Source organism: Mesorhizobium sp. M0410, assembly GCF_040321435.1.
Lineage (GTDB): Bacteria > Pseudomonadota > Alphaproteobacteria > Rhizobiales > Rhizobiaceae > Mesorhizobium.
Genome location: NZ_JAMYRN010000028.1, coordinates 1 through 21,519, shown reverse-complemented (window position 1 = coordinate 21,519; position 21,519 = coordinate 1). Strand labels below are relative to the sequence as shown.

Annotated in this window: 23 protein-coding genes; 6 read left to right on the top strand and 17 right to left on the bottom strand. The window is 60.9% G+C overall.

All coding sequences use genetic code 11. From position 1 onward, the window contains the following. Positions 1–17: 17 nt before the first annotated feature. Positions 18–980 carry an ArdC family protein gene (locus tag NKI63_RS27090; RefSeq protein ID WP_352823938.1) on the bottom strand — a complete coding sequence of 321 codons (963 nt, stop codon included), beginning with the start codon at positions 978–980 and terminating at the stop codon, positions 18–20. A 343-nt stretch (positions 981–1,323) separates the two neighbouring features. Between NKI63_RS27090 and NKI63_RS27085 the strand changes: the two genes are divergently transcribed. Further along, positions 1,324–1,488: a hypothetical protein gene (locus NKI63_RS27085; protein ID WP_352748079.1), complete on the top strand. Its 165-nt coding sequence runs from the start codon at positions 1,324–1,326 to the stop codon at positions 1,486–1,488. Positions 1,489–1,771: 283 nt separating this feature from the next. On the opposite strand, the gene NKI63_RS27080 is transcribed toward NKI63_RS27085, so the two are convergent. Together NKI63_RS27080 and NKI63_RS27075 are read right to left on the bottom strand one after the other, a co-directional pair. After that, on the bottom strand, positions 1,772–1,927 hold the full coding sequence (locus NKI63_RS27080) for a hypothetical protein (RefSeq protein ID WP_352823937.1): 156 nt from the start codon (positions 1,925–1,927) through the stop codon (positions 1,772–1,774). A gap of 153 nt (positions 1,928–2,080) precedes the next feature. After that, positions 2,081–2,314: a helix-turn-helix domain-containing protein gene (locus NKI63_RS27075; protein ID WP_023679646.1), complete on the bottom strand. Its 234-nt coding sequence runs from the start codon at positions 2,312–2,314 to the stop codon at positions 2,081–2,083. A 116-nt stretch (positions 2,315–2,430) separates the two neighbouring features. On the opposite strand from NKI63_RS27075, the gene NKI63_RS27070 reads away from it, so the two are divergent. Next, positions 2,431–2,712 (top strand): DNA -binding domain-containing protein, encoded by a 282-nt coding sequence (locus tag NKI63_RS27070; RefSeq protein ID WP_352823936.1) that lies wholly within the window; start codon positions 2,431–2,433, stop codon positions 2,710–2,712. A gap of 95 nt (positions 2,713–2,807) precedes the next feature. Here NKI63_RS27070 and NKI63_RS27065 read toward each other — a convergent pair whose 3' ends face one another. From NKI63_RS27065 to NKI63_RS27015, 11 genes are all read right to left on the bottom strand, one after another. Further along, a complete protein-coding gene (locus NKI63_RS27065) occupies positions 2,808–4,715 on the bottom strand; it encodes a putative bifunctional diguanylate cyclase/phosphodiesterase (RefSeq protein WP_352823935.1) in 1,908 nt (635 codons plus the stop codon). A gap of 299 nt (positions 4,716–5,014) precedes the next feature. Then, a complete protein-coding gene (gene ubiM, locus NKI63_RS27060) occupies positions 5,015–6,196 on the bottom strand; it encodes a 5-demethoxyubiquinol-8 5-hydroxylase UbiM (protein ID WP_352823959.1) in 1,182 nt (393 codons plus the stop codon). 423 nt (positions 6,197–6,619) lie between these two features. Then, the gene (gene ccoS, locus NKI63_RS27055; RefSeq protein WP_023679633.1) at positions 6,620–6,772 is read right to left on the bottom strand and encodes a cbb3-type cytochrome oxidase assembly protein CcoS; all 153 of its coding nucleotides are present in this window, start codon (positions 6,770–6,772) and stop codon (positions 6,620–6,622) included. Further along, positions 6,769–9,057 carry a heavy metal translocating P-type ATPase gene (locus tag NKI63_RS27050; RefSeq protein ID WP_352823934.1) on the bottom strand — a complete coding sequence of 763 codons (2,289 nt, stop codon included), beginning with the start codon at positions 9,055–9,057 and terminating at the stop codon, positions 6,769–6,771. The genes ccoS and NKI63_RS27050 overlap by 4 nt, the downstream gene beginning before the upstream one ends. Next, complete coding sequence (locus tag NKI63_RS27045) at positions 9,054–9,551, bottom strand: FixH family protein (RefSeq protein ID WP_352823933.1); 498 nt, start codon at positions 9,549–9,551, stop codon at positions 9,054–9,056. The genes NKI63_RS27050 and NKI63_RS27045 overlap by 4 nt, the downstream gene beginning before the upstream one ends. Next, a complete protein-coding gene (gene ccoG / locus NKI63_RS27040; RefSeq protein ID WP_352823932.1) occupies positions 9,548–11,107 on the bottom strand; it encodes a cytochrome c oxidase accessory protein CcoG in 1,560 nt (519 codons plus the stop codon). The genes NKI63_RS27045 and ccoG overlap by 4 nt, the downstream gene beginning before the upstream one ends. A gap of 131 nt (positions 11,108–11,238) precedes the next feature. After that, entirely contained in the window at positions 11,239–12,102 is an 864-nt protein-coding gene (ccoP, locus tag NKI63_RS27035) for a cytochrome-c oxidase, cbb3-type subunit III (protein WP_352823931.1), read from the bottom strand. A 2-nt stretch (positions 12,103–12,104) separates the two neighbouring features. Then, positions 12,105–12,254 carry a cbb3-type cytochrome c oxidase subunit 3 gene (locus NKI63_RS27030; RefSeq protein ID WP_352823930.1) on the bottom strand — a complete coding sequence of 50 codons (150 nt, stop codon included), beginning with the start codon at positions 12,252–12,254 and terminating at the stop codon, positions 12,105–12,107. Between the two features lie 11 nt (positions 12,255–12,265). Continuing rightward, complete coding sequence (ccoO, locus tag NKI63_RS27025; RefSeq protein ID WP_352823929.1) at positions 12,266–12,997, bottom strand: cytochrome-c oxidase, cbb3-type subunit II; 732 nt, start codon at positions 12,995–12,997, stop codon at positions 12,266–12,268. Then, complete coding sequence (gene ccoN, locus NKI63_RS27020) at positions 12,988–14,619, bottom strand: cytochrome-c oxidase, cbb3-type subunit I (RefSeq protein WP_352823928.1); 1,632 nt, start codon at positions 14,617–14,619, stop codon at positions 12,988–12,990. Before ccoN ends, ccoO begins: the two co-directional genes overlap by 10 nt. Before the next feature lie 604 nt (positions 14,620–15,223). Beyond that, positions 15,224–15,970 carry a Crp/Fnr family transcriptional regulator gene (locus NKI63_RS27015; RefSeq protein WP_352823927.1) on the bottom strand — a complete coding sequence of 249 codons (747 nt, stop codon included), beginning with the start codon at positions 15,968–15,970 and terminating at the stop codon, positions 15,224–15,226. Between the two features lie 153 nt (positions 15,971–16,123). Between NKI63_RS27015 and hemN the strand changes: the two genes are divergently transcribed. Continuing rightward, on the top strand, positions 16,124–17,473 hold the full coding sequence (gene hemN, locus NKI63_RS27010) for an oxygen-independent coproporphyrinogen III oxidase (RefSeq protein ID WP_352823926.1): 1,350 nt from the start codon (positions 16,124–16,126) through the stop codon (positions 17,471–17,473). Positions 17,474–18,032: 559 nt separating this feature from the next. Here hemN and queE read toward each other — a convergent pair. The 3 genes from queE to queC are packed head-to-tail and all read right to left on the bottom strand — an operon-like array spanning position 18,033 to position 19,818. Further along, complete coding sequence (gene queE / locus NKI63_RS27005; protein WP_352823958.1) at positions 18,033–18,767, bottom strand: 7-carboxy-7-deazaguanine synthase QueE; 735 nt, start codon at positions 18,765–18,767, stop codon at positions 18,033–18,035. Further along, a complete protein-coding gene (gene queD / locus NKI63_RS27000) occupies positions 18,764–19,120 on the bottom strand; it encodes a 6-carboxytetrahydropterin synthase QueD (RefSeq protein ID WP_352618963.1) in 357 nt (118 codons plus the stop codon). The genes queE and queD overlap by 4 nt, the downstream gene beginning before the upstream one ends. Next, the gene (queC, locus tag NKI63_RS26995; RefSeq protein WP_352484154.1) at positions 19,120–19,818 is read right to left on the bottom strand and encodes a 7-cyano-7-deazaguanine synthase QueC; all 699 of its coding nucleotides are present in this window, start codon (positions 19,816–19,818) and stop codon (positions 19,120–19,122) included. The genes queD and queC overlap by 1 nt, the downstream gene beginning before the upstream one ends. 610 nt (positions 19,819–20,428) lie before the next feature. On the opposite strand from queC, the gene NKI63_RS26990 reads away from it, so the two are divergent. The 3 genes from NKI63_RS26990 to NKI63_RS26980 all read left to right on the top strand — a co-directional run bounded on the left by NKI63_RS26990 (position 20,429) and on the right by NKI63_RS26980 (position 21,250). Further along, entirely contained in the window at positions 20,429–20,818 is a 390-nt protein-coding gene (locus NKI63_RS26990) for a hypothetical protein (protein WP_352823925.1), read from the top strand. 32 nt (positions 20,819–20,850) lie between these two features. Next, positions 20,851–20,979, top strand: a complete 129-nt coding sequence (locus NKI63_RS26985) for a hypothetical protein (RefSeq protein ID WP_023722056.1) — start codon at positions 20,851–20,853, stop codon at positions 20,977–20,979. Between the two features lie 91 nt (positions 20,980–21,070). Then, complete coding sequence (locus NKI63_RS26980) at positions 21,071–21,250, top strand: hypothetical protein (RefSeq protein WP_352496237.1); 180 nt, start codon at positions 21,071–21,073, stop codon at positions 21,248–21,250. The last annotated feature ends 269 nt before the right edge of the window (positions 21,251–21,519 follow it).

The window sequence follows — 21,519 nt, the reverse complement described above, 5'->3', positions numbered from 1 at the left end:
AGTTGAGGATCGCATCGTCATGCCGCAATCCCTTCCTGCGCCTCGCCTTCGGCATCGGCCTGAAGGCCAAGCAGGAAATCGGCGGCCTTGGAGGCAAGACTGGCGGCACGGAAGATGGCGCGGTTGTCCTCGCGCAGCACCTTCAGCCATGAGCCGATGTAATCGGCGTGACGCACGGTCGGCTCGATACCGAGATTGCTGCAGACGAAGGCGGCAGTGATTTCGGCGACCAATTCTTCACGCGCGTAGGTCTTGGAGCCGAACGAGCCGGAGAGGTCGCGAGCAAGCCGCGTCGGGTGGCCGGTCCAGTGGCCAAGCTCGTGAAAGCAGGTCCGGTAATAGTCGATCTGGTGATGGAACGCCGGCTGCGGCGGCACCTGAATGTGGTCGCTGCCCGGCATGTAGAAAGCGCGATCGCCGCCGACCCTGAAATCCGCACCGCTGGCGCGAATGAGCGTCTCGGCGTGCGGCACGATCTCGCACTGAGGCAGCGGCTCGGCGGCGGCATGGAGGTCTTCCGGAAGATTATCGCACTGCGCGACATTGAAGACGGTGAAGCGCTTCAAAAAGGGCACGGCCTGTGGTTCATCGCCCTCGTGGCGTGCGCGCTCCTTCTCGTCCTTGGGGACAAAGCGGTCGGCATGCACGATGGTCGTGCCGCGCTCGCCCTTCCTGACGTTGCCGCCAAGGACGAGCGCCTGCCGGAAGGTGAGCCAGTTCTGGCTGGGATAGCTGCGCTCGATGACCGCGCCCCACAGGATGAGGATATTGATGCCGGAATAGGTGCGCCCAGAGGATGCATTCCTCGGCAGGCCAAGGCCTGCCTTTGCGCTGCCCCATGGCTTGACCCATGGCACGGTGCCGCGCTCCAGCTCGTCAATGATGCGGTCGGTGATCTCCTGATAAAGGCTGGCGCCGGTGCGTCCGCCCTTGCCTGCGCCAGCCTCTCCGCTGGCGGTACGCTTGCTGTTTGCATGCATCGTCTCATCCTCCGCTCGCCAATCGCCGCGCCTTTCCCCGGAAGCGGGGTGGGCGGCGAGTCGCGACCGGAAAGGCCCGCCGTGGTAGGCGGACCGCATCCGAAGGACCGGAACGAAGAGGAGGACCCTGAGCGGCAGCGAAGGGTTGCGGGCTGCCGCGGCGGGCCTAGAAGGGAGTGCCGCCCACCCCGCGCCACCGGGAAAGGCCAACAGACAAACCGCGCCGCCCGCAAGGGCGGCGGCCGTCACAGCCCGAAGGGCTGCCCACGCCAAGGGGCGAAGCCGAATGGCCGAGACCGCCTGAGCTTGCCAAAGAAAAGCGGGCTCGGTTCACGAGCACCTGGTGCGCGTCGTCAGGCGCGCGGGCGCCCGCCAGGACGGCAGGCTGGACAGATTTTTCGCACGGATCATCGTCAAGCGCCGCAGTTACGTCGAGAAACTCGACGACATCGCCGCCGTGGCGCGGCTTCCTCCGAACAAAACCAGCGCTCGCCTTTCAACAGGTTGAGGCGCGTGTCCCAGTAATTCCTGTCCGGGATCATGATAGACGCGCTCGCCCGTTTTGTGGCTTATATTGGCTTTGATGTTGCGCTGACAGCGGCAGGGTCGATTCGAAGGCAAGAAAGCCAGCCAGGAGTTGTCTTGATAGCGATGGTGCCCACGCTCCTTCCCTCCGAAGAGAGAATGCGACGTTTGCGGCCTGGGGTCTACAAGTCGGGTCTAATTCACCGGTCCTGTTCCGAACCATTGAATGAACGGCGCATCCTTACCCGTGATATCCTTCACCGTCTTTAACAGCGCTTCATGGGTGCGTTGGAGAGCCCGGTAATGGTTGCTGGTAGGTATAGAAGCGGCTGGACGATGCTCTTGTGCAGCCGTTCCGCCTCCGCCAGAAAGCGCTCGATTTCAGCCTGTGAAAGCTGCTTGGAATGTTTGGTCCTAGCCATTGCGATCTCCGTTGAGGAATCGCCCCACCTAGGATTATCATCCTATATCGGCATGGCCGGGTAAAGACCCACCCGCAGCGGAATGGCAGCTTGCCGACGAAAAGCGCGCTCGGTTCACGGCACCGGCGCGAGCCGTTGGTGCGTGGGCGCCCGCTAGGACCGCAGGCTGGACAGAATCTCGCACGGATCAGCGTCAAGCGCCGCAGTTAAGTCGAGAAACTCGATGACGTCGAGACGCCGCTCTCCACCCTCGTACTTGGCCACGAAGGATTGGGGACGATCAAGTTTCTCGGCCACCTGCGCCTGAGTCAGGCCTTTGGCCTTGCGCAGGGAAACCAGCTGGGCCAGAAACCGCTGGTGGCGGGGCGATCGAAGAGACTTGGGCATGTAGGCGAACCGGTCGGGTAAAGACCGGATCAGCGACTAATCCCGGTTTCGGATTATCCCATTTTGGGATATGCTGCGTTGCATCCAGCGCTCAACAGCCGAGGCTCGCAACAGGCATGAATCGATCAATGGGAACAGATGAGAGTCGAAGCTCAACGTTGAGCGATGAAGTCCCCTGGTCGGAGAACCTCACGAGCTACGACAGGGAGCATTTCACGATCTACCTGCGGATCCTGGATGCCTGCGCCGACAACGCCAGCGAAGAGGAGATGGCCGATCTCATTCTCGGCATCGACCCGTCCATTGAACCGGTCCGCGCCCGCAAGGCTCTTCGCAGCCATATCGATCGTGCGAACTGGATGGTGACGACTGGCTACAAGGAACTGTTCGCCGGCTGACGCACAGCACGGACTGTCATGCTCGTCAAACAAAGAAGTTCAGATACCCGCCATTCATGAGCGCACGGCCGCGAGAGACGGCGCGGCGGGAGCGGTCACAACTGGTTCGCGTGCTGTTTGACTGCTATTTCTAGTGCTTGGCTCAGAGGCACAGCCTTGGAGAACAGGAAGCCTTGAGCGGTTCGGCAGCCAAGCTTGTGCAGGGTTTGCCGATCCGCCTCTGTTTCGACGCCCTCGGCCATGACCTCGATCCCGAGCATGTTACCGAGATCGATGACCGATTTGACAAGCAGTCGGTCCTCTCGGGATTTGGCCAAGCCGCGAATGAAGCCCTGGTCTATTTTCACCTTGCGTATCCGACTGTCCTTGAGCGATGCCAACGTGGAAAAGCCGGTGCCGAAGTCATCGAGCGCGATGGAAATGCCGGCATGTGAAAGCCGTCCGAGCTTTTCATCCACTCTGTCCGGGTCAACCGGGGATTCTTCGGTAATCTCGATCTCGAACATCGTTGCAGGGAGACCTCTTGCCGCCAGACCATCCAGAACCATGTCGTCGATATCGCCGGCTTCCAGTTCGCGCGGTGAAACATTCATCGCCACACGGAGATCACGACAGTCAGCTTTCACCAAGCCGTCGATAAAAGCACAACAGTCGGCGAATACGGTTTGCGTCAGCAGCTGAAGCATTCCGGTTTCGCGTGCAGCTGTGATGATTTCGGGTGGAGAGATGGCGCCATGAGTCGGATGGGACCACCTCAGCAAGGCTTCAAAACCGACCACGGCCTCGGTGTCGAGTTTCACGATCGGCTGGAACCAAGGTTGCAAGCTTCTCGTCTTTATCGCCGAATGAAGGTCCCGTTCGACGGACTGGCGGCGTTGCAGTTCCCTGTCGAGTTCGGCATCGAACAGGCAAAATTCGTTCCTGCCACGACGCTTGGCCGTATAAAGGGCGATATCCGCCCGCAACAACATTTCCGTCAGGCCCGGCGTCTGCGCCAGGTATATTCCTATCGATGCCCCGACACGGACGGACGCGACCTCGATATAGGGTCGGGCAATTTTGGCTATGATATTGGAGGCGAGATCACTGGCAGAAAGCGAAACCCTCGTTGAGGGAAAAAACAGCACGAATTCATCGCCGCCGATACGAGCGAGCGTTGAGCCTTCCGGTGCTTCCTCCTCTATGCGGCGGGCGATCCTGACAAGCAGTTCATCACCGGTCCTGTGACCGTAGGTATCGTTGACGGATTTGAACCCGTCCAGATCAATCAGCATTGCCACGAAGGGGCTATCCGCAGTCTCGAACCGTCCGATAGCGTGTTCGAGGCCACGCCTGTTGAGAAGGGCCGTCAGGTGATCCTGCCTGGAACTGGCCTTCATCTCCGCCGCAAGCCGCTCGGCCTCATGCCTCAGGCGGCTCGCTTCGCGGAACCGTGCTTGCCCAACAAACGAAGCTCGAACCAAGCCGCCCATGAAGAGCAGAACGGTAAAAGCCAGAATGTAGTCTTCAAAATTGCCTTTCGCCAAAAGGCAACCCACCGTGATGAGGAGCGGAGGTGTGATGAAGTTGGTCGCCGCCGCGGCATACGAACTGCCGTATGTAACCGCACCAGCGGAAATGCCCGCCAGAATGACCAGATGCAGCGGTGCTTGAGGTGTCGTGTATCCAACAGTCAGGACGGCCAGGAAGGACCAGGCAAACCCTGCCAGAAGGGCAAGGATGCCAAACCAGCGAAGCCGCGGCAAAACCCCCACTAAACCGTCATGGGGCCCCGTTTCCTTTAGCTGATAACGCGCGAGTGCAAGGCGGGCGGCATTTATCGCATTGACGGCCAGGAACCAGATTGCAGCGGCAAAGCCGCTGCCAGAAAGGGCGTGCACCGTCAAAATCAGGCCTGACAGGATAGCGCTTATCGGCATCGACACGAAGAGGCCGGTCCTCAGGTCAGCAAGCTGATCCTGACGGATTTTGGCCTCCAGCGTGTCTACTTTCTTCGGGGCCATGGACGGACCGGCTTGCTCCCATCGTTGTTCGCGAGGACAAGCTTACGCAGGCCCACTGAAGGACGGGTTAACTATCCAGCGGGGCTAACCAGTGCGCTCACCATGTCTTCGGGGCGCACGTCTGCTCTTGGCCTTGCCGTCTGACCATCGAGCTCTTGCCCGCACGCGTGCCTTGATCCGAATCATCCCAGAATCGGCAACGTCACCATGGAAGCAGCCCTGCCAATGGCATCAACGCGCCCGGCGAGACAAAAAGCCGGGCCGAGATAGCGTTCCAGAGCGGCAGCGCTGCCTGCGATTCACCGCCTGAGCATGGCCGAAATGCCATGGCGGATAAAGGGAAGATATTGGGCAAAGCGAAGCCCTGCATGTCTTGCAAGCCGTGCCGCCGGGTGCTCGCCTGAGTAGAGAGCGACAAGTGCATTCGTAGCATGATAGAGCGGTGCCGCCGACAGACGCAGCCGGCTTTCGTATCTGCCGAGTATGTCGGGATCAGCAATGTCGCGGCGCTCGCGACATGCCGCCAGGATTCTATCGGCGAGTTGCTTCTGGCCACTGAGGCCGATGTTGAAGCCATGCGCGGTCACCGGGTGCATGCCGAGGGCAGCATCGCCGATCAGTGCCGCACTCGGAGCCCAGAACTTGTGCGCCCAGGTCGTGACCAGCGGATAGGCATGGCGGGTGCTTGCCAAGGTCATCTCTCCGAAGCGTCCTCGACACCGGCTCGTCGATTCCATGAGGAACAAATCGTCGTCGAGAGCAAGCAGTCTGTCGGCCTCGCTTGAGCGCAACGTGAGAAGCAGCGACGACACGCCTTCCATGAGCGGCAACATCGCTATCGTCTGATGGTGATCGAACCATTCGACCGCGATCTGGTGATGGGCGCGCTCGTGCCTCACTCGGCAAATCAGCATGGAGTTGCCAAGCCGATTGATGTCGGCGCCAATGCCGAGCAGGTCGCGCGTCGCGGACAAACGCGAATCCGCTGCAACGAGCAGCCGAGCGGCCAATTGCCTGCCATCACAGAGCGTTATGACTGCTTCTTTGTGGCTGGTTGTTGCATTGACGACCGAGCGGCCGCACAGCAGCTGGGCATGATCCTGGAAGTGGACAATCTGGAACAGGGCGTCGCGGATCCGACAATTTGGGACCAGAATTCCGAGTGGTTCCGCAGATCCGCTGGGAGAATCGAAGCACAGGGCGAAATGGCTCGATCCGTTGAGCACGCGCGCGCCTTGTAGCGGTGATTTGTCCGAAGCGGGGATGGCATCCCAGGCGCCGAGCTCGCGAAGGATTCCAACCGATGCGTGGGTCAGCGCGATCTCGCGACCGTCGAAAGCCGGATTCGCCAGGCTTTCGAGCGACTGCCGTTCAACCACTGCCACCTTGAGTCGGCTCTGGGCAAGCGACGCGGCGAAGGAAAGTCCGACCGGCCCGGCTCCGACCACAATAACGTCGAATCTATCGACAGAGCCGGCCATCAGCGTGCCGCCATTGCGTCGGCTATCTGCGACGAAGGGCACTGGAACGCATCGCAATCGATCCACGGTTTGCGGCTCATCTCCCCAAGCGTCTCCACGCGACCTAACCGTCCGTTAGACATCCGTTCTCCGTTCAAAAATGCTCAATGAAACCATGCCTATGAAGAGATAACCCTGATGTGGATCAACCAGGCTCGATAAACGCGGCAACGGCGGGTTCACGGTCGACTGGTCGACCGCCACACCATGGTCTGGTCAGGTCATCATGGAATGGCCGGCTTCCCGTTCGGTGCGGCCCTTTCCTGGCCGAAAGTTCGGCAACGTATTCTGGCTGATCCGTTCGCACCCGTCGCGCGCCGAAATCGGCATGACGCGAAGCAACCGCGGAAAATATTCGAGCGAGTCCTCGCAGGGCAGGCTGGGTCAACTGCGTGGCTCGTCGCGGTCGATCAGGATCCGCTCGGCGGCGCCATCGAGATCTTCATATTGGCCGCTCCTCAAGGCCCACAGGAACCCCGCCAGCCCAAGCGCTCCGAGGAACAGGGCCACAGGTATGAGGTAGGCGAGCGTCGTCATGAGGATTGTGCCAGTGCGCCAATGTCCGAGCGCCTGTCATGTCGGGCATCTTGCACCGATGCATTTGACACGAAACCTTGCAGACGTAGCGCATTGCCGATGACCAGGAGGGACGAGGCGGACATCGCGACCGCCGCGATCAGCGGCGTAACGTGCCCCAGAATGGCGACCGGCACGGCGATGCCATTGTAAACGATCGCGATGGCGATGTTCTGCCGGATCAGCCGTCCGGCCTTCCGCGAAATGTCTAAAGCAAGTGGGACCGCCAGAAGACTTTTACGCAGGAACACGAAATCCGCGGCGTTGCGACCGATATCCGCCGCCGTGGCCGGAGCGATCGAAACGTGTGCGGCGCCCAATGCAGGCGTGTCGTTGAGCCCATCGCCGACCATCAGCACCTTGTGGCCAGTTCGCGTCAATGCTTCGATGTGTTCGACCTTCCCGGAGGGAAGCAACGCGGGAACGAAGCGCTCGACGCCCAGTGCTTCCGCGACTTCGCCGCAGGCAGCTTCTGTGTCGCCCGACAGCATCTCCACCGACACGCCGGCATCGTTCAATCGCTCGATCGCCGCCCTGGCGTCGGCACGCAACGCATCCTCGAAATTGAAGGTCGCGACAACGATCCCGTCTTTCGTCAGGACCGTCCCGCCATAGCCATGTTTGCCTTCGCCGCCGGTGCGGGCCTTCCATCCAGCCCATCCGCGTCTGCCCAGCCGCCAGATACTTCCGACGTCAGTTGCTTCGATACCGAACCCCGGATGCTCGGTGACGGCATCGAATTTGTGCTGCCCGCCGCCAGCGGCAAGACCGGCTATGGCTTTTGAAAACGGATGACGCGAATGCGCGGCCATGTCGGCTGCAATCGTCAGCATGGCCGGATCGATCGAGGCCGCATTGACGAGACGGGGCTGGCCGAGCGTGAGCGTGCCGGTCTTGTCGAACACCGCTGCATCAATCGTTGCCAGGCGCTCCATGGCCGAACCATCCTTGACCATGATGCCGTTCTCGAACAGCCGCCGCGCGGCGACCACCTGGACGATCGGCACGGCGAGCCCGAGCGCGCACGGACATGTGATGATCAAAACGGCGATGGCGATGGTTATCGCCCGATGCCAGTCGCCGGTTGCCGCCATCCAGCCAAGGAATGTCACGAAGGCGGTGAGATGAACAACTGGAGCATAGAGTGCTGAAACGCGATCGGCGATGCGGCGGTAATGTGCGCGACCGCCCTCGGCGGCTTCCATCAGCCGAACCATTTCCGCCAGGAACGAATCCTTCGCGGCGGTTGTCGCCTCGATGGTTAGCGGGCCGGTAAGGTTGAGCACGCCGGCCTGGACGGCATCGTTTGGCGCCACGCTTCTGGGCGTGCTCTCGCCCGAAACCAGCGAGCAGTCGACGTCCGATGTCCCACGCGTGATCTTGCCGTCGACGGGGATTCTTTCGCCGGCCGCTATCAGCAACAGCATGCCCGGTTCGATCTCGCCAACCGGCAGATAGTCGCGTGCGCCATCGTCGCGCAGCACCATGGCGCCACGCGCGGCCAGTTGTGACAGGCCTTTCACGGCGGTGCGGGCGCGTTCGCGCATCACGTGATCCAGCGTGCGGCCGATCAACAGGAAGAACAGCAGAGACACCGACGCGTCGAAATAGGCGTGGTCGCCATGGTTGATCGTTTCGTAGAGGCTCATGGCGTAAGCGAGCGATACCCCGACCGCGATCGGCACGTCCATGTTCATGCGGCTGTGGCGCAGCGCATTCCAGGCCGATCGAAAATAGATGCCGCCGGCGAAAGCGAGCGCAGGAATGGCAATCAAGGCCGAGACCCAATGGAACAGGTCGCGGGTCGCGCCCTGCGCGCCGGACCAGACGGAGACTGATAGCAGCATGATGTTGCCCGCCGCAAAGCCGGCGACCGCGACGGCGCGGATCAGTTCCGAGAGCGTCTTGTCCCTCCCGTCAGCCTCGGGATCGAACAGGTGCGCGCCATAGCCCAGCCGTCCAAGTGTGGCGACGAATGGCGGAACCTCCTCGCCGCGCCACCGGACCGAAATACGTTTCGTCGAAAGATTGACACGAGCGCCTTCGACGCGATCCAGCTTGCCGATCGCCGTCTCGATCGTCTGGATGCAGGCGGCACAATGCACAGCCGGCACCGAGAGGTCGGTCTGGCGAAGATTTTCGCCAATCGAGCGGCTCGCCAGTCTGATTTCCTGGCCAGAAGGCAGGACCAGTGTGACCTTTTCCAGGTCCAATGCCATTTCGGCGCCTGGCGCGCAGCAGCTCATTGCAGCGCCCCGTGGGAAATCATGATCCGGCGAACGTCGCGATAGGGTTCCGCAAGGCTCGCATCGGCGTCGATTTCGACGATCCAGACGCCATCCGTGGGCATGTGGTGCGCGGCGAATATCTGACCGGAGGCAGCGGCAAGAGTGACGGATTTGTCCTCGGCCTCGTAGGCGGGATGACGAAACAGCACCTTGACGACATGCAAGGCAACCGGCTTGCCGACAGCATCGGTGAGGCTGTAGCGGACCTCACCGCCTGCGATGGTCAGTTTGCCAGTCCAGCCGAGGGCTGCCTGAGCTCGCCCCTCCTCGGCCTTCCTGTTGAACTGCTGGCTCGCCACATAGGTGTTTTCGACGACAAGGCCGGTCCAGCTCGTGTTGGCGAGCGTCGCCATCGTCAGATTGACCGCTATGACCACGCCGAAGAAGCCAAGGATGGTGAACAGCATATGCCTGCCGGTGAATTCGCGGGATTGTCGCGAGGTGTCGCTCATCTGGCGCTCTCCGGTGCGTTGAAAGTGGCCGTGTATTCGTCCGACTCGAACGTTGCCTTGTTTTCGACCCGGAACTTGAAGCTTTGCGCTGCACCCCGAACCTGATCTGCCGGCTGACGCACGAAAACCTTGAGCAGCTTCAGCCGGTCGGGTTCGACCGGGATGGCGAAGGAGCGATCCGCCGGCAGGTCGATGCCGACAACGCTCATTTCGGCTCCATGCAGGCCCTGCATCGTGACAATGATCGTTCTTGGTTCGGGGATCATGTTGAGCAGCTTGACGGTGTAGCCGTTGCGGATCGAACCGTCGGACAGCGTCACGAACTGCGGGTTGCGATCGTGCAGGACATTCAATTCGAGCCGTTCGCGGGTCAGCAGCGAATAGAGCAGCGCGAGACCGACCGCCGACCAGGCGCCCATGTAGATGAAGGTGCGCGGGCGAAAGATCTTGCGGATATGGAAACGGGCCACCTTGTCGGAGAACAGGCCGTCAGCGCTCCTGACCAGTGACGGGTTGACTGAACCGGAGCCGCCCGGGGTCGCCAGCATCATGTTGGCGTTGTAGTCGGCCAGCGTCGCATAGGAAATCAGTCCGCGCTCCCTGCCGAGCTTGTCCATAATACCGTCACAGGTATCGATGCAGAGCGCGCAGGCGATGCATTCAAGCTGCTGGCCATCACGAATGTCGATCCCCATCGGGCACACCGCGACACAGGCATTGCAGTCGACGCAGTCGCCGACGGGCTGCCCGGCGGCAAGGACCCTCTTGGCGTGACGCGAGCGCGGTTCGCCGCGCCATTCATTATAGGTGACGGTGAGGGAATTCTCGTCGAGCATGGCCGCCTGGATGCGCGGCCATGGGCACATGTAGGTGCAGACCTGCTCGCGCATCAGCCCGCCGAACGTATAGGTCGTCGCCGTCAGCACGGGCACGGTGATGTAGGCGACGGGGGCGGCGGTGCCGGTGAAGAGTTCCCCAACCAGCGTCGGCGCATCGGCGAAATAGAAGATCCAGGCGCCGCCGGTCAGCACCCCTATGACCAGCCAAATGGCGTGTTTCGATGTTCGCAGCACGAGTTTGCGCGCAGTCCAGGGACCGGCATCGAGCTTCATGCGCGCGTTGCGGTCGCCCTCGATGGCTCGCTCGACGACCAGAAACAGATCGACCCACACGGTCTGGGGGCACGTATAGCCGCACCAGGCCCGGCCGACGGTGGATGTGATCAGGAAAAGGCCGATACCGGCCATGACCAGCAGGCCGGCCACATAATAGAATTCCTGGGGCCAGATCTCGATGAAGAAGAAATAGAAGCGGCGGTTGGCAAGATCGACCAGCACGGCCTGGTCCGGGGCAAATGGCCCGCGATCCCACCGCAGCCAGGGCGTCAGGTAGTAAATCCCCAGCGTGATTGCCATCACCGACCACTTGAAGCGGCGGAAACTGCCAGAGGCCCGGTTCGGGAAGATCTTCTTGCGCGCGGCATAGAGCGGCTGACGGGTCTTGGCGGAGTTGACCGCATCGGCTTCGAGCCGTTCTATTTGCGTGTTATCGAGCACGAGAAGCTCCAGTCACCAGCGACGATTTCGCCGGAAGCCCGACCCATCGGTTTCTGGATGATGCCGAGGCCCGGCTCGCGCCGGGCCTCGTCGCTTGGCGGTGGGGGGAGGACGAGAATAGGCTTGGGTACCTATTCTCCGCCGCCAAGCGAATGGACATAGACCGCGAGTTCCTTGGCCTTGATCGCGCCGAGACGACCAATCCAGGCCGGCATGACGCCGTGCTTCGGCGCGCGGACCTGCGCGGCGATGGCTGTTTCGCCAGACCCGTATAGCCAGATCGCGTCGGTCAGGTCGGGTGCGCCGAGCTCCCTGTTGCCCTTTGCATTCTCACCATGACAGGCCGCACAATTCTCGGCGAAAACACTGGCGCCGAGTTCGATCAGGCTGGTGTCCTGAACAGGACCGGAGAGGCTTGCGACATAGGCGCCGACCTGCTTGATCTGATCCGTCGTGATGATGTCACCAAAAGCAGGCATTTCCGACAGGCGCGTATCCGGGTCTGATGCGAAGCGGATGCCGTGCGCAATCGTTTGCTGGATCTGTTCGGCGTTGCCACCCCACAGCCAATCGTCGTCGTTTAGGTTGGGAAAACCCTTGGACCCTTGAGCGCCCGAGCCATGGCACTGCACGCAATTGACCTTGAACGCGGCGCCACCTGCGGCGACGGCGAATTCGCGTAGCGTATCGTCGGCAGTAATCTGGGAGACGGTCTTCGCCTGAATGGCAGCGACAAATTTACCCTTGGCCACTTCGGCCGCCGCCAGTTCATTCTTGACGTCTCTGCGGCTCGAATACCCCAGCACACCCCTGGTCGCGGAAGTCAGCATCGGCCATGCCGGATAGACGACGGTGTAGCCGATCGCCCAGGCAACGGTGATGTAGAAGGTGATGACCCACCAGCGCGGAAGCGGGTTGTTGAGTTCCTTGATGCCGTCCCACTCATGGCCGGTCGTCGAGATGCCCGAAACCTCGTCGATATGCTCGCTGCCCATGATCAGTCGTCCTTGAGAGGAATGTGAGCGGCTCTCTCGGCTTGCCTGCAGCTGCCGGGACGAAGTGCAAAGGCAACGCATCCGAGGAAGAAAAGCGCCATGGCAAGCAGGCCCCAGCTGTCGGCAAACTCCCGCATGAAATTGTAGGTCATCGCCATTCTCCTCAGCGGTAACCGGCGGGTTCGTCATAGGTCCTGAAATCGACCAGCGTGCCGAGCATCTGAAGATACGCGACCAGCGCATCCATTTCGGTGACCTGCTGCGGATCGCCGTCGAAGTCCCCAACCTTGGCTTTCGGATAGCGTCTCTCCAGGCCCGATGTGTCGGCATTCGCATCGGCCTGCGCCATGAGATCGGCATTGGCGTGCGCGATCATGTCGTCGGAGTAGGGGACGCCGACACGGCTGTTGGCGACCAGATGCGTCGAGAAGTCCTTCACATCGATGGGCATGTCCTTCAGGAACGCGTAGCTCGGCATGATCGATTCCGGCACCACCGAACGCGGCTCGGTGAGATGCTGGAGGTGCCATCCGTTCGAGTAGCGGTCGCCGACCCGGGCGAGATCCGGCCCGGTGCGCTTCGAGCCCCACTGGAACGGGTGGTCGTACATCGACTCGGCCGCCAGGCTGTAATGCCCATAGCGCTCGACCTCGTCACGGAACGGCCGGATCATCTGGCTATGGCAGAGGTAGCAGCCCTCGCGCACATAGATGTTGCGCCCCACCAGTTCGAGTGGCGAGTAAGGGCGCATGCCTTCAACCTTCTCGATCGTGTTGTCGAGATAGAAGAGCGGTGCGATCTCGACGATGCCGCCGATTGTCACGACCAGCAGGGACCCGAGGAGAAGCAGTGTGGCGTTCTTCTCGATGACCGCGTGTCTGTCCATCAGGCCCATTTTCTGGCTCCTGATCGCACAGGCTGGAGGGCGGGGATGGAGCGCGGCATCGGATCCTCCTCGCGCTGGTAGCCGAGGATGGTCATGGCGATGTTCCAGGCCATGATGAGGGCGCCCGACAGATACATCGCGCCGCCGATGGCACGCATGATGTAGTAGGGATGCATGGCGGCGACGGTTTCGGCGAAGGAGTAGACCAGGAAGCCCTGCTCGTTGTATTCGCGCCACATCAGGCCCTGCATGACGCCGGAGACCCACATCACCGCGGCGTAAACGACGATCCCAAGCGTCGCCAGCCAGAAGTGCCAGTTGACGAGCCGCAGCGAATAAAGCCGGTCGCGGTTCCATAACTTCGGGACCATGAAATAAATCGCGCCGAACGAGATCATGCCAACCCATCCGAGCGCGCCCGAATGGACGTGACCGATGGTCCAGTCGGTGTAGTGCGAGAGCGAGTTGACGGCCTTGATTGACATCATCGGGCCTTCGAAGGTGGACATCCCGTAGAAGGCGATGGCCATCACCATCATACGGATGATCGGGTCGGTGCGCAGCTTGTCCCAGGCGCCCGAGAGCGTCATCAGGCCGTTTATCATGCCGCCCCACGAGGGCATCCAGAGCATGATCGAGAACACCATGCCGAGCGTCTGGGCCCAGTCCGGCAGGGCGGTGTAGTGGAGGTGGTGCGGACCGGCCCAGATGTAGAGAAAGATCAAAGCCCAGAAGTGGATGATCGACAGCCGGTAGGAATAGACAGGCCGGTTGGCCTGCTTGGGCACGAAATAATACATCATGCCGAGGAAGCCGGCGGTGAGGAAGAAGCCGACGGCATTGTGGCCGTACCACCATTGCGTCAGGGCGTCCTGTACGCCGGAGAAGGCTGAATAGCTCTTGGAGCCCAGGAAGGAGACCGGCATCGACAGGTTGTTGATCACATGCAGCATTGCGATGGTCACGATGAAGGCAAGGTAGAACCAGTTGGCGACATAGATGTGCGGTTCCTTGCGCTTCAGGATCGTGCCGAGGAACAGGATGAGATAGGCGACCCAGACAATGGTCAGCCACAGGTCCACATACCATTCGGGCTCGGCGTATTCGCGGCTCTCGGTGATGCCGAGCAGGTAGCCGGTTGCCGCCATGACGATGAACAGCTGATAGCCCCAGAACACGAACCAGGCGAGATGGCCGCCGAACAGCCGAGCGCGGCAGGTGCGCTGGACGACATACAGAGACGTGCAGAGCAGCGCATTGCCGCCGAAGGCGAAGACGACGCCCGACGTATGCAATGGCCGCAAACGGCCGAAGTTGAACCAGGGCTGGATGTTGAGATCCGGGTAGGCGAGCTGCAGGGCGATGACCACGCCGACCAGCATGCCGACGACGCCCCAGAATACTGTGGCGACGGCACCGAAGCGGATCGGCCCATCCATGTAAGCGGCGGGGTCGATCGGAACTGCCGGCTTGAACTCCGTGTTGCGCAACAGAATCGCAGTGAAGCCAGCCACGGCGAAGAACAAAACCCACATATGCCGGCGAAAAGGTTCATCTACGCCGAAGCCGGCAGCCACCAGGGCCGCAAACGCAAACAGGCTTAGAAGGACGATCTCTGTGCCGAATTTCATCGCAAGCCCCGATTTCCCATTCCGGCGGGCGCCAAACCGCAGTGCCTTATTGCGCAGCCGTGGCCTGCTCGCCCTGATCCATGTCAGAGCCGCACGATTTTGCTTCGAGCAGGATCGAGTTCGGTGCGATCAGACTGTGGCGATCGAATGTGGAAGCGCGGCACCGGCCGCCACGCTTATGGACAGGCCCGGCGTCCCAGGTCGGGCCGGGTTTGGAGGCGATCGCGGGCGTGTGGGAAGCGCGCCTTCTGTGACGCTGGAAAGTAGGCCGATGCCTTGCCGAACGTCGATCGTTTCAATGCCTTGGGACAGCCAGCGCCAGCGTTGCGCTAACTTCGTGACATACATGGTTCGGGGAGACGGCGATTTTCCCCTGCGTGTGAGGCGTATTGACTTCGGCCGAGTGCAATCCTGCCTGGAACAGCCGGTTGCACGTCGAGCACCTCGAGGATGGATGCTTCGCCGACGAGTTGGCCGAAACGCACCTGGCTCATGCGATCGGATGGAGAGCGGGCTATCGCTATGCGACTTCTTCTAAGCGCAACGCGAGCATGCCCTGCCCCGAACGAAGTAAGTGACCTAGGCCATGCAGCTTCGGTGTCATTCAAAGGGCGGTTGCGCCTCGGCCGCCGCAGCGCCGTTCCAGCCGGCTCATGCTGTCCACGGTGACACGGCGGTTGTTCTCGATCCGAATCACGCCGTCCATTCTCAGGCTGGTCAGCTGACGGCTCACGGTCTCGTTTGTAATTCCAAGGAAATCAGAGATGTCGGCACGCGTCATCGGCAGCTCGAAGCACGCCGACCTAGCCGCCGGGTCAACACTGGAACCGATGTTCCGGGCGATCATGAGGAGAAAGCTCGCCACCTTCTCCGGTGCGGTCTTGCGCCCCAGAGTCACCATCCATTCGCGTGCCTCGTCGAGTTCGTTCAGCGCCTGCTTGAGCAGGCGATGCACAAATTCCGGTGATTCCTTCATCATCCGTTCGATGGCCGCTCTCGGAAACGAGCATAGCGAGACAGCTGTTGCCGCTTCCGCATTGATCGCGCTTTTCATCTTGAAGGGCCGTCCCAGAAAATCCGGCGCGAACTGGAGACCGACGATCTGCTGGCGGCCGTCCGAAAGGCTCTTCGTGAGCTTCACCACGCCTGAAAGCACGTTTGAATAACAGTCGACCGCCTCGGCGTCGCCGATCAGTTCGACCCCCGGCTCGATATTGTGCCGCGACGACGTCTTGGCGAGCTGAGCCAAATGGTCTGGTTCGAGCGCACCACAGACACCGCGGTGCCGTGCCTCGCAAGACAGGCAAAGAACGGGAATGCCGGAACTGTGACTGTCCTGCCGTAATGTCATTCGATCGCTCTACCGGTCCAGTGCGGCAGGATAGCAATCGACGGTAGAAAAATCCTTGCGGCAGTTTGTCCGTGCTGAAGGTTGATCGAAATCAGGGCTTAGGCTCATCCAAGCATCCACAGTTCCGGCGACGCAAACACGGTGGACCACGACATGCGGCTGGAGCTAGCTGCCAGACTTGGCGAGAACGTCCCGCGCTATACCAGTTATCCGACCGCGCCGCATTTCCATGCGGGGGTCGATGCCGTCGTTTACCGAGGCTGGTTGGAGGCGCTCGAAGGTGGTGACGAGATCTCGCTCTATCTGCACATCCCGTACTGCGACAAGCTTTGCTGGTTCTGTGCCTGCCATACCAAGCAGACACGCCACTACGAACCGGTGACCACATATCTTCGCTCACTGCATGCCGAGATCGCCACCGTCGCCGGTCTTGTCGCAGGCAAGGGCCGCGTGCGTGCCGTCCATTTCGGCGGCGGTTCGCCAACGATGCTCAAACCGGAGGATCTGGTGGCGCTGGGAACCGCCCTGCGCAACAGTTTCACCTTTCTTCCCGGCGCCAAGATCGGCGTCGAAATCGAACCCAATGATATGGACGATGCCCGCCTCGACGCACTCGCCGAAATCGGCATGACCCGTGCGAGCCTCGGCGTGCAGGATTTTGACCCGAAGGTGCAAAAGGCAATTAACCGCGAGCAGAGCTTTTTGCAGACCAAAGCGGTAGTCGACGGCGTTCGTTCGCGCGGCGTCGAATCGGTCAATGTGGACCTGCTCTACGGCTTGCCACACCAGACCAGGGAGAGTGTCTCCTCCACCGTCGCGCAGGCACTGACCCTGGAACCGGATCGGATAGCGCTTTTTGGCTACGCCCATGTGCCGTGGTTCAAGAAACATCAGACGATGATCGACGAGGCATGGCTGCCGGGTCCGGCAGAGCGGTTTGCTCAATCGCAACTTGCGGCGCGGGCGATCGTGGACCAGGGATACGAAGCAATCGGGCTCGACCATTTCGCCAAACCGGGCGATGCCCTCGCGCTTGCCGCCCGCGCCGGAACACTGCGCCGGAACTTCCAGGGCTATACCGAGGATCGCTGCGAGACCTTGATCGGCCTTGGCCCGTCATCCATCAGCCAGTTTCGCCAGGGCTATGCACAGAACATGCCTTCGACCGCCGAGTATGGACGCATGGTTGCTGATGGCGGGCTGGCCGCTGTTCGGGGTATCGCGCTTTCCGACGACGACCGTGTTCGCGGCTGGATCATCGAGCGATTGATGTGTGACTTCGCCTTCTCGGCGATTGAGCTGGTGGAGCGCTTTGGCGAAGCCGGCCAAAGACTTCTCCTCAAGGCGAGTTCCACGGCTCTTCATGGTCCTGCGCGGCTGCTTGAACTTGATGGTGACCGCTTCGTCGTGCCGGCGGAAAGCCGGCCCTTTGTCAGAAGCATCGCGGCGAAGTTCGACAAATATTTCGAAAGTGGAACGGCCAGGCACTCAGCGGCAGTCTGAGCACCGCAGAGGAACGGTCATGGTTCTCAGTCGATCGTGAACCGATTGCGCTACGTTTTTCACTGTTGACCGGCGACCGTCGTGTCAAGACAGGATTCGGAGCGGACCAGACGCGTCTTGGCATAGCGACGATATCGTCCGGTCGTGCCTTCCGGCGCCGTATTCCATTTCGCAGTCCCTGAAGCGCCACGTCGAGTCCGGCCTCTTTTCTGTATCGGAAGCAGTCGACAATCGTCCTGGCCAGATCATGGTTGTCGGCCGACAGCTCCCTTCGGCCTTGCAACGAGAATCCGCAAGGACCGTGCCAGCTGCAGCAGGCGCCGCCGGATCGCAACACCATACTATTCCACCCGTGGCTCGCGCTAACCTTTGATTGGTTCGCGCCAGGCCGACGCCCGTCGAAACCGAGCCTCGGCAACAATCCTAATCGTAAGCGGCTGGCCACGCTCTTGGTGCCGGTGGTAGAAGTCGGCAAGCACCCCGGCAGCGCCTTCAAGCGTGGGACAACCCGTCCACCCGAATATTCGTCGGCGCAGTTTCAGTGAAAAGCGGGCCTAGGCTACACAGCTCTCTTGTTACCCCAGAGCATAACGTGCAGCTGCGGCAGCACACGGGCTTCGAACCACCTGTCGCGGGTCACGCTATCAACCAGCCACTCCATGCGCTTCAATATTCCGTCAAGGTCGACAGGCGCGTCTTCATTTGCGGGGCGTGGCGGCGTGTGATTGCCGGGTTGCAGATAGATCGGAAGCCGCGGAAATCTCGCAGCGGCGTCTTTCGCGTAGGCGTAGTCCCTTTCGTCGAAAACAATGAGCTTGAGCACGATTTGTGGCCTGCCTTGTGCCGCCTGGAGGCACGCCTCGAAAGCGGCCCAATCGGTCGTCATTTGGCTTGACGGCGGCTTTGGGCTGAGGACTAGCACGTCAAGGTCGGCAAACCAGTCCCTGGCCACCGAACCTTGGGTTTCCAGCGCAAAACGGTAACCTTCACCATGGCCTCGCTCGATGAGCGCGCCGAGCGGCTGGATGGCCGGATTGCCGCCTGACAGCGACACCATCAGCGGGCGGCCACCGGAAAGCGCAAGCACGTTTTGCCACACCGCGCCAATGGACATCATCTCCCATTCGTGGCGGAATTGATTGTCCACCGCATGCAGGCTGTCGCACCAGGAACAGCGATAGTCACACCCGCCGGTTCTGACGAAGACCGTCGGCAAACCGATGAGCACGCCCTCGCCCTGGATCGTCGGCCCGAAAATCTCACTCACGCGGATTGCGGGATGCGTATCGGTCATGGCCGGTATTCCGCCCAGGTTTTCGGCGTTTCGCTCACCCGCACGGCCGAGGTTTCGCGCAGGCGTGCCTTGCACCATTCATAAAAATGTCTGGCCAGATATTCCGCCGTGACTTGCTCATGCCCCAGCACCTCGTTGAGATGTCGGTGGTCGAAGCTCTCGTCGATATAGCGTTTTAGCGGCGCCAGATCATGATAGTCGCGCACGAAGCCGTGCTCGTTCAGTTCCTTCGCCGAAAGCTCTACTTCGACGATGTAGTTATGCCCGTGCAGGCGCGCGCATTGGTGCTCGGGCGGCAAAGAGGTGAGCTGATGCGAGGCCGAGAAGTGGAATTCCTTAGTGATGCAGAACATTACACGATCCTCCTGCGCAGCGCGTCGAGCCAGAAGTCGGAGTCCTCGTACTCGGTGGGGTCCGGGTGCCCTGCAAGATGAAACGCCTCGCGCCGCTCGACGCAGGTCCCGCACCGTCCACAGTGACGCTCGCCGCCCTTGTAGCAGGACCAGGTCTGCGCAAATGGTGTGCCGTATCTTGCTCCATCCTCAACGATGTCCGCCTTCGTGAGGTTCACATAAGGCGCATAAAGGCGAATCTTCGCGTAGCCGTCGAGCGCATGGTCCTGCATCATCTGGAAAGCGTCGATGAAGGCCGGACGGCAGTCGGGATAAATGAAATGATCCCCACCATGCACGGCCGTCGCCACCGCGTCAGCGTCGTGCGCTGCGGCGAAGCCGAAGGCAATGGCCAACATGATGGCGTTCCGGTTCGGCACCACCGTGACCTTCATCGTGTCTTCGGCGTAGTGCCCGTCGGGCACGTCCACATTATCGGTCAGCGCGGAGCCGAAAAGGCCGCCGCCGATTTCGTGGATGTCGACGATGCGGTGCGGGACGGTCAGTCGCTCCGCGCAAAGGGCGGCGAAGCCCAATTCCTTCCTATGCCGTTGGCCGTAATCGAAAGATAGGAGGCCGGCGAGTTCGTGCTCCGCTGCCACCTTGTGAGCAAGGGTAACGGAGTCCAATCCGCCGGAGCAGACGACGAGAGTCTTCATCGTTGGGTCCTTGTTTTAACCGGGTAGGCTGCGACCGGAGATTTCTCTGCGCTCCCAGTACTTCAGGAAATCCATTTTGTGAAGTGAACGGGGAACGAGTTTCATGCGCTGACGTGCCGTTGTGTGCAAGGCGCCCTCGCGGTGAGCCTGCAAGGAACACGGACTAGCGAAACGTCACGCTTCAGCGGAATGCTCAAAGGCGAGCGCACCAGAATATGCTCTGCAGGAGGTCCGGACCTTCGTAAACAAAGTTCTCGACGATCAAGCGCCCGGCGGTCCCGAGCTCGAGGGACGCCACCGCGAGGGTTTCAGGTACTAGACGGCCCAAGGATGGGCTTGCCGCAAACAACGGACTTACCAGTGGGATGTTCAGCGACGCCGATGCAGATGTCTGGAATGATCACGACATCAATTGTCGCGGCAACTTTGGCTGGCCTGCTCCTCGGGTTCCGTAGATCCAGCGCATTCCGCTTCAGGATCGGTTCGAACCGGAGCACTCCCTCGGTCAATGGACGTCCGGCAACAACCTGAATGATCGGTCGTGAGCCGACATCTGTGAACAAGCGGTGTGGTCGATTGCTATCACCCATGTGTTGCGTGCAGGTACCTTATGGCAGTGGATGAACTGGATTTGATGGTTTTACAGCTGGCGGTCGAAAGCGTCCGCTCGCTCTCCTTAAGCTTCGCTGAAAAGGCCGCCGAGGTAGCCACCAGGAGCCGCGGCATCCTGGTTTTCGACGTGCGGGTCGACGGTGATGCGGGGGGCCAGCGGGTCGCAGCCATCCGATATCAGGGCGACCAGATCGGCGTGCTGGCGTTGGACAGACAGGGCCTTGTTACCCACCATTGCATCGTCAACGGTACGTTCTCACATTTCATCGCGCCCTTGGAGAACTGGCACAGCATGCCCCTGTCGATGCAGGCCAAGATCGATGCCAACGGCCATGCCAGTCTCTTCCTAGGGGCCTTGCGAAATGCCGGACATTTGCTGGGCAGCTAGCATTTGGCCAGAATGCATCTGTGAATTTTTGTATGCGCATCGCTGCCGACAGCGCCGGCATGATTGTCGTGCTCGAAAACGGCTGCGGCGATCGCGGCAAAGCGATCGCCGCGATGATGGCGATCTACGCGTGGGCGTTGCATCGATGCGCGATCGTTTAGACAGAGGTCTCCGCCCGCATCGAGCAACATGCACGGAGGTACGCAAAGCGCAAATGCATCAAGTATTTGAAGGGACGAGCCCCTCGCGCAAATGGAGCTTGCGCTGCCGTTGTCGTCCCATCGTGCCGCCGAACTCGGGGGCGTGACGATCGACCACGATGGCCTATTTTTTTGCAAAGCCGAATGTCCCGATTCCGAAGCCAAGGAAAAAACTCCGACCACAGCGAAGAATAGTAACAACACGGGCGACGCAAGCCGCCTTGCCCTCTAGCAGGGGAGGAGCTTGCGGTGCTCTCACCGACACAAGATCGCAAATGGCACGTGGGTGAGCACCAGAACTGGCGACACGCATGGTGATCGGCTTGACTCGCTGGAGGAAGCACAAGGCCTCAGTGGGCGGAGGCGCCAGCGACGGTCGAATACTGGCTGGCTGCTCGGGATCTGATCGGAAATGAGTAGGATTTGGTTGCTTAAGCCGATCCGAACCATTTCCCGGAGACCACACCCACCATGAACGATCTTGCGCTGCCGCTGAGCGGT

Excerpts from the sequence above, each read along its gene's own strand:
- NKI63_RS27045 (WP_352823933.1), bottom strand. The coding sequence starts at position 9,551 with ATGAGCGACACCTCGCGACAATCCCGCGAATTCACCGGCAGGCATATG.
- NKI63_RS27065 (WP_352823935.1), bottom strand. The coding sequence starts at position 4,715 with ATGGCCCCGAAGAAAGTAGACACGCTGGAGGCCAAAATCCGTCAGGAT.
- NKI63_RS27080 (WP_352823937.1), bottom strand. The coding sequence starts at position 1,927 with ATGGCTAGGACCAAACATTCCAAGCAGCTTTCACAGGCTGAAATCGAG.
- ubiM (WP_352823959.1), bottom strand. The coding sequence starts at position 6,196 with ATGGCCGGCTCTGTCGATAGATTCGACGTTATTGTGGTCGGAGCCGGG.
- NKI63_RS26990 (WP_352823925.1), top strand. The coding sequence starts at position 20,429 with ATGGCAGTGGATGAACTGGATTTGATGGTTTTACAGCTGGCGGTCGAA.
- NKI63_RS26985 (WP_023722056.1), top strand. The coding sequence starts at position 20,851 with ATGCGCATCGCTGCCGACAGCGCCGGCATGATTGTCGTGCTCGAAAAC.
- queE (WP_352823958.1), bottom strand. The coding sequence starts at position 18,767 with ATGACCGATACGCATCCCGCAATCCGCGTGAGTGAGATTTTCGGGCCG.
- NKI63_RS27015 (WP_352823927.1), bottom strand. The coding sequence starts at position 15,970 with ATGACATTACGGCAGGACAGTCACAGTTCCGGCATTCCCGTTCTTTGC.
- ccoP (WP_352823931.1), bottom strand. The coding sequence starts at position 12,102 with ATGGGCAGCGAGCATATCGACGAGGTTTCGGGCATCTCGACGACCGGC.
- queC (WP_352484154.1), bottom strand. The coding sequence starts at position 19,818 with ATGAAGACTCTCGTCGTCTGCTCCGGCGGATTGGACTCCGTTACCCTT.
- NKI63_RS27030 (WP_352823930.1), bottom strand. The coding sequence starts at position 12,254 with ATGACCTACAATTTCATGCGGGAGTTTGCCGACAGCTGGGGCCTGCTT.
- NKI63_RS27050 (WP_352823934.1), bottom strand. The coding sequence starts at position 9,057 with ATGAGCTGCTGCGCGCCAGGCGCCGAAATGGCATTGGACCTGGAAAAG.
- ccoS (WP_023679633.1), bottom strand. The coding sequence starts at position 6,772 with ATGACGACGCTCGCCTACCTCATACCTGTGGCCCTGTTCCTCGGAGCG.
- hemN (WP_352823926.1), top strand. The coding sequence starts at position 16,124 with ATGCGGCTGGAGCTAGCTGCCAGACTTGGCGAGAACGTCCCGCGCTAT.
- NKI63_RS26980 (WP_352496237.1), top strand. The coding sequence starts at position 21,071 with ATGGAGCTTGCGCTGCCGTTGTCGTCCCATCGTGCCGCCGAACTCGGG.
- NKI63_RS27090 (WP_352823938.1), bottom strand. The coding sequence starts at position 980 with ATGCATGCAAACAGCAAGCGTACCGCCAGCGGAGAGGCTGGCGCAGGC.
- ccoN (WP_352823928.1), bottom strand. The coding sequence starts at position 14,619 with ATGAAATTCGGCACAGAGATCGTCCTTCTAAGCCTGTTTGCGTTTGCG.
- queD (WP_352618963.1), bottom strand. The coding sequence starts at position 19,120 with ATGTTCTGCATCACTAAGGAATTCCACTTCTCGGCCTCGCATCAGCTC.
- ccoO (WP_352823929.1), bottom strand. The coding sequence starts at position 12,997 with ATGGGCCTGATGGACAGACACGCGGTCATCGAGAAGAACGCCACACTG.
- NKI63_RS27075 (WP_023679646.1), bottom strand. The coding sequence starts at position 2,314 with ATGCCCAAGTCTCTTCGATCGCCCCGCCACCAGCGGTTTCTGGCCCAG.
- NKI63_RS27070 (WP_352823936.1), top strand. The coding sequence starts at position 2,431 with ATGAATCGATCAATGGGAACAGATGAGAGTCGAAGCTCAACGTTGAGC.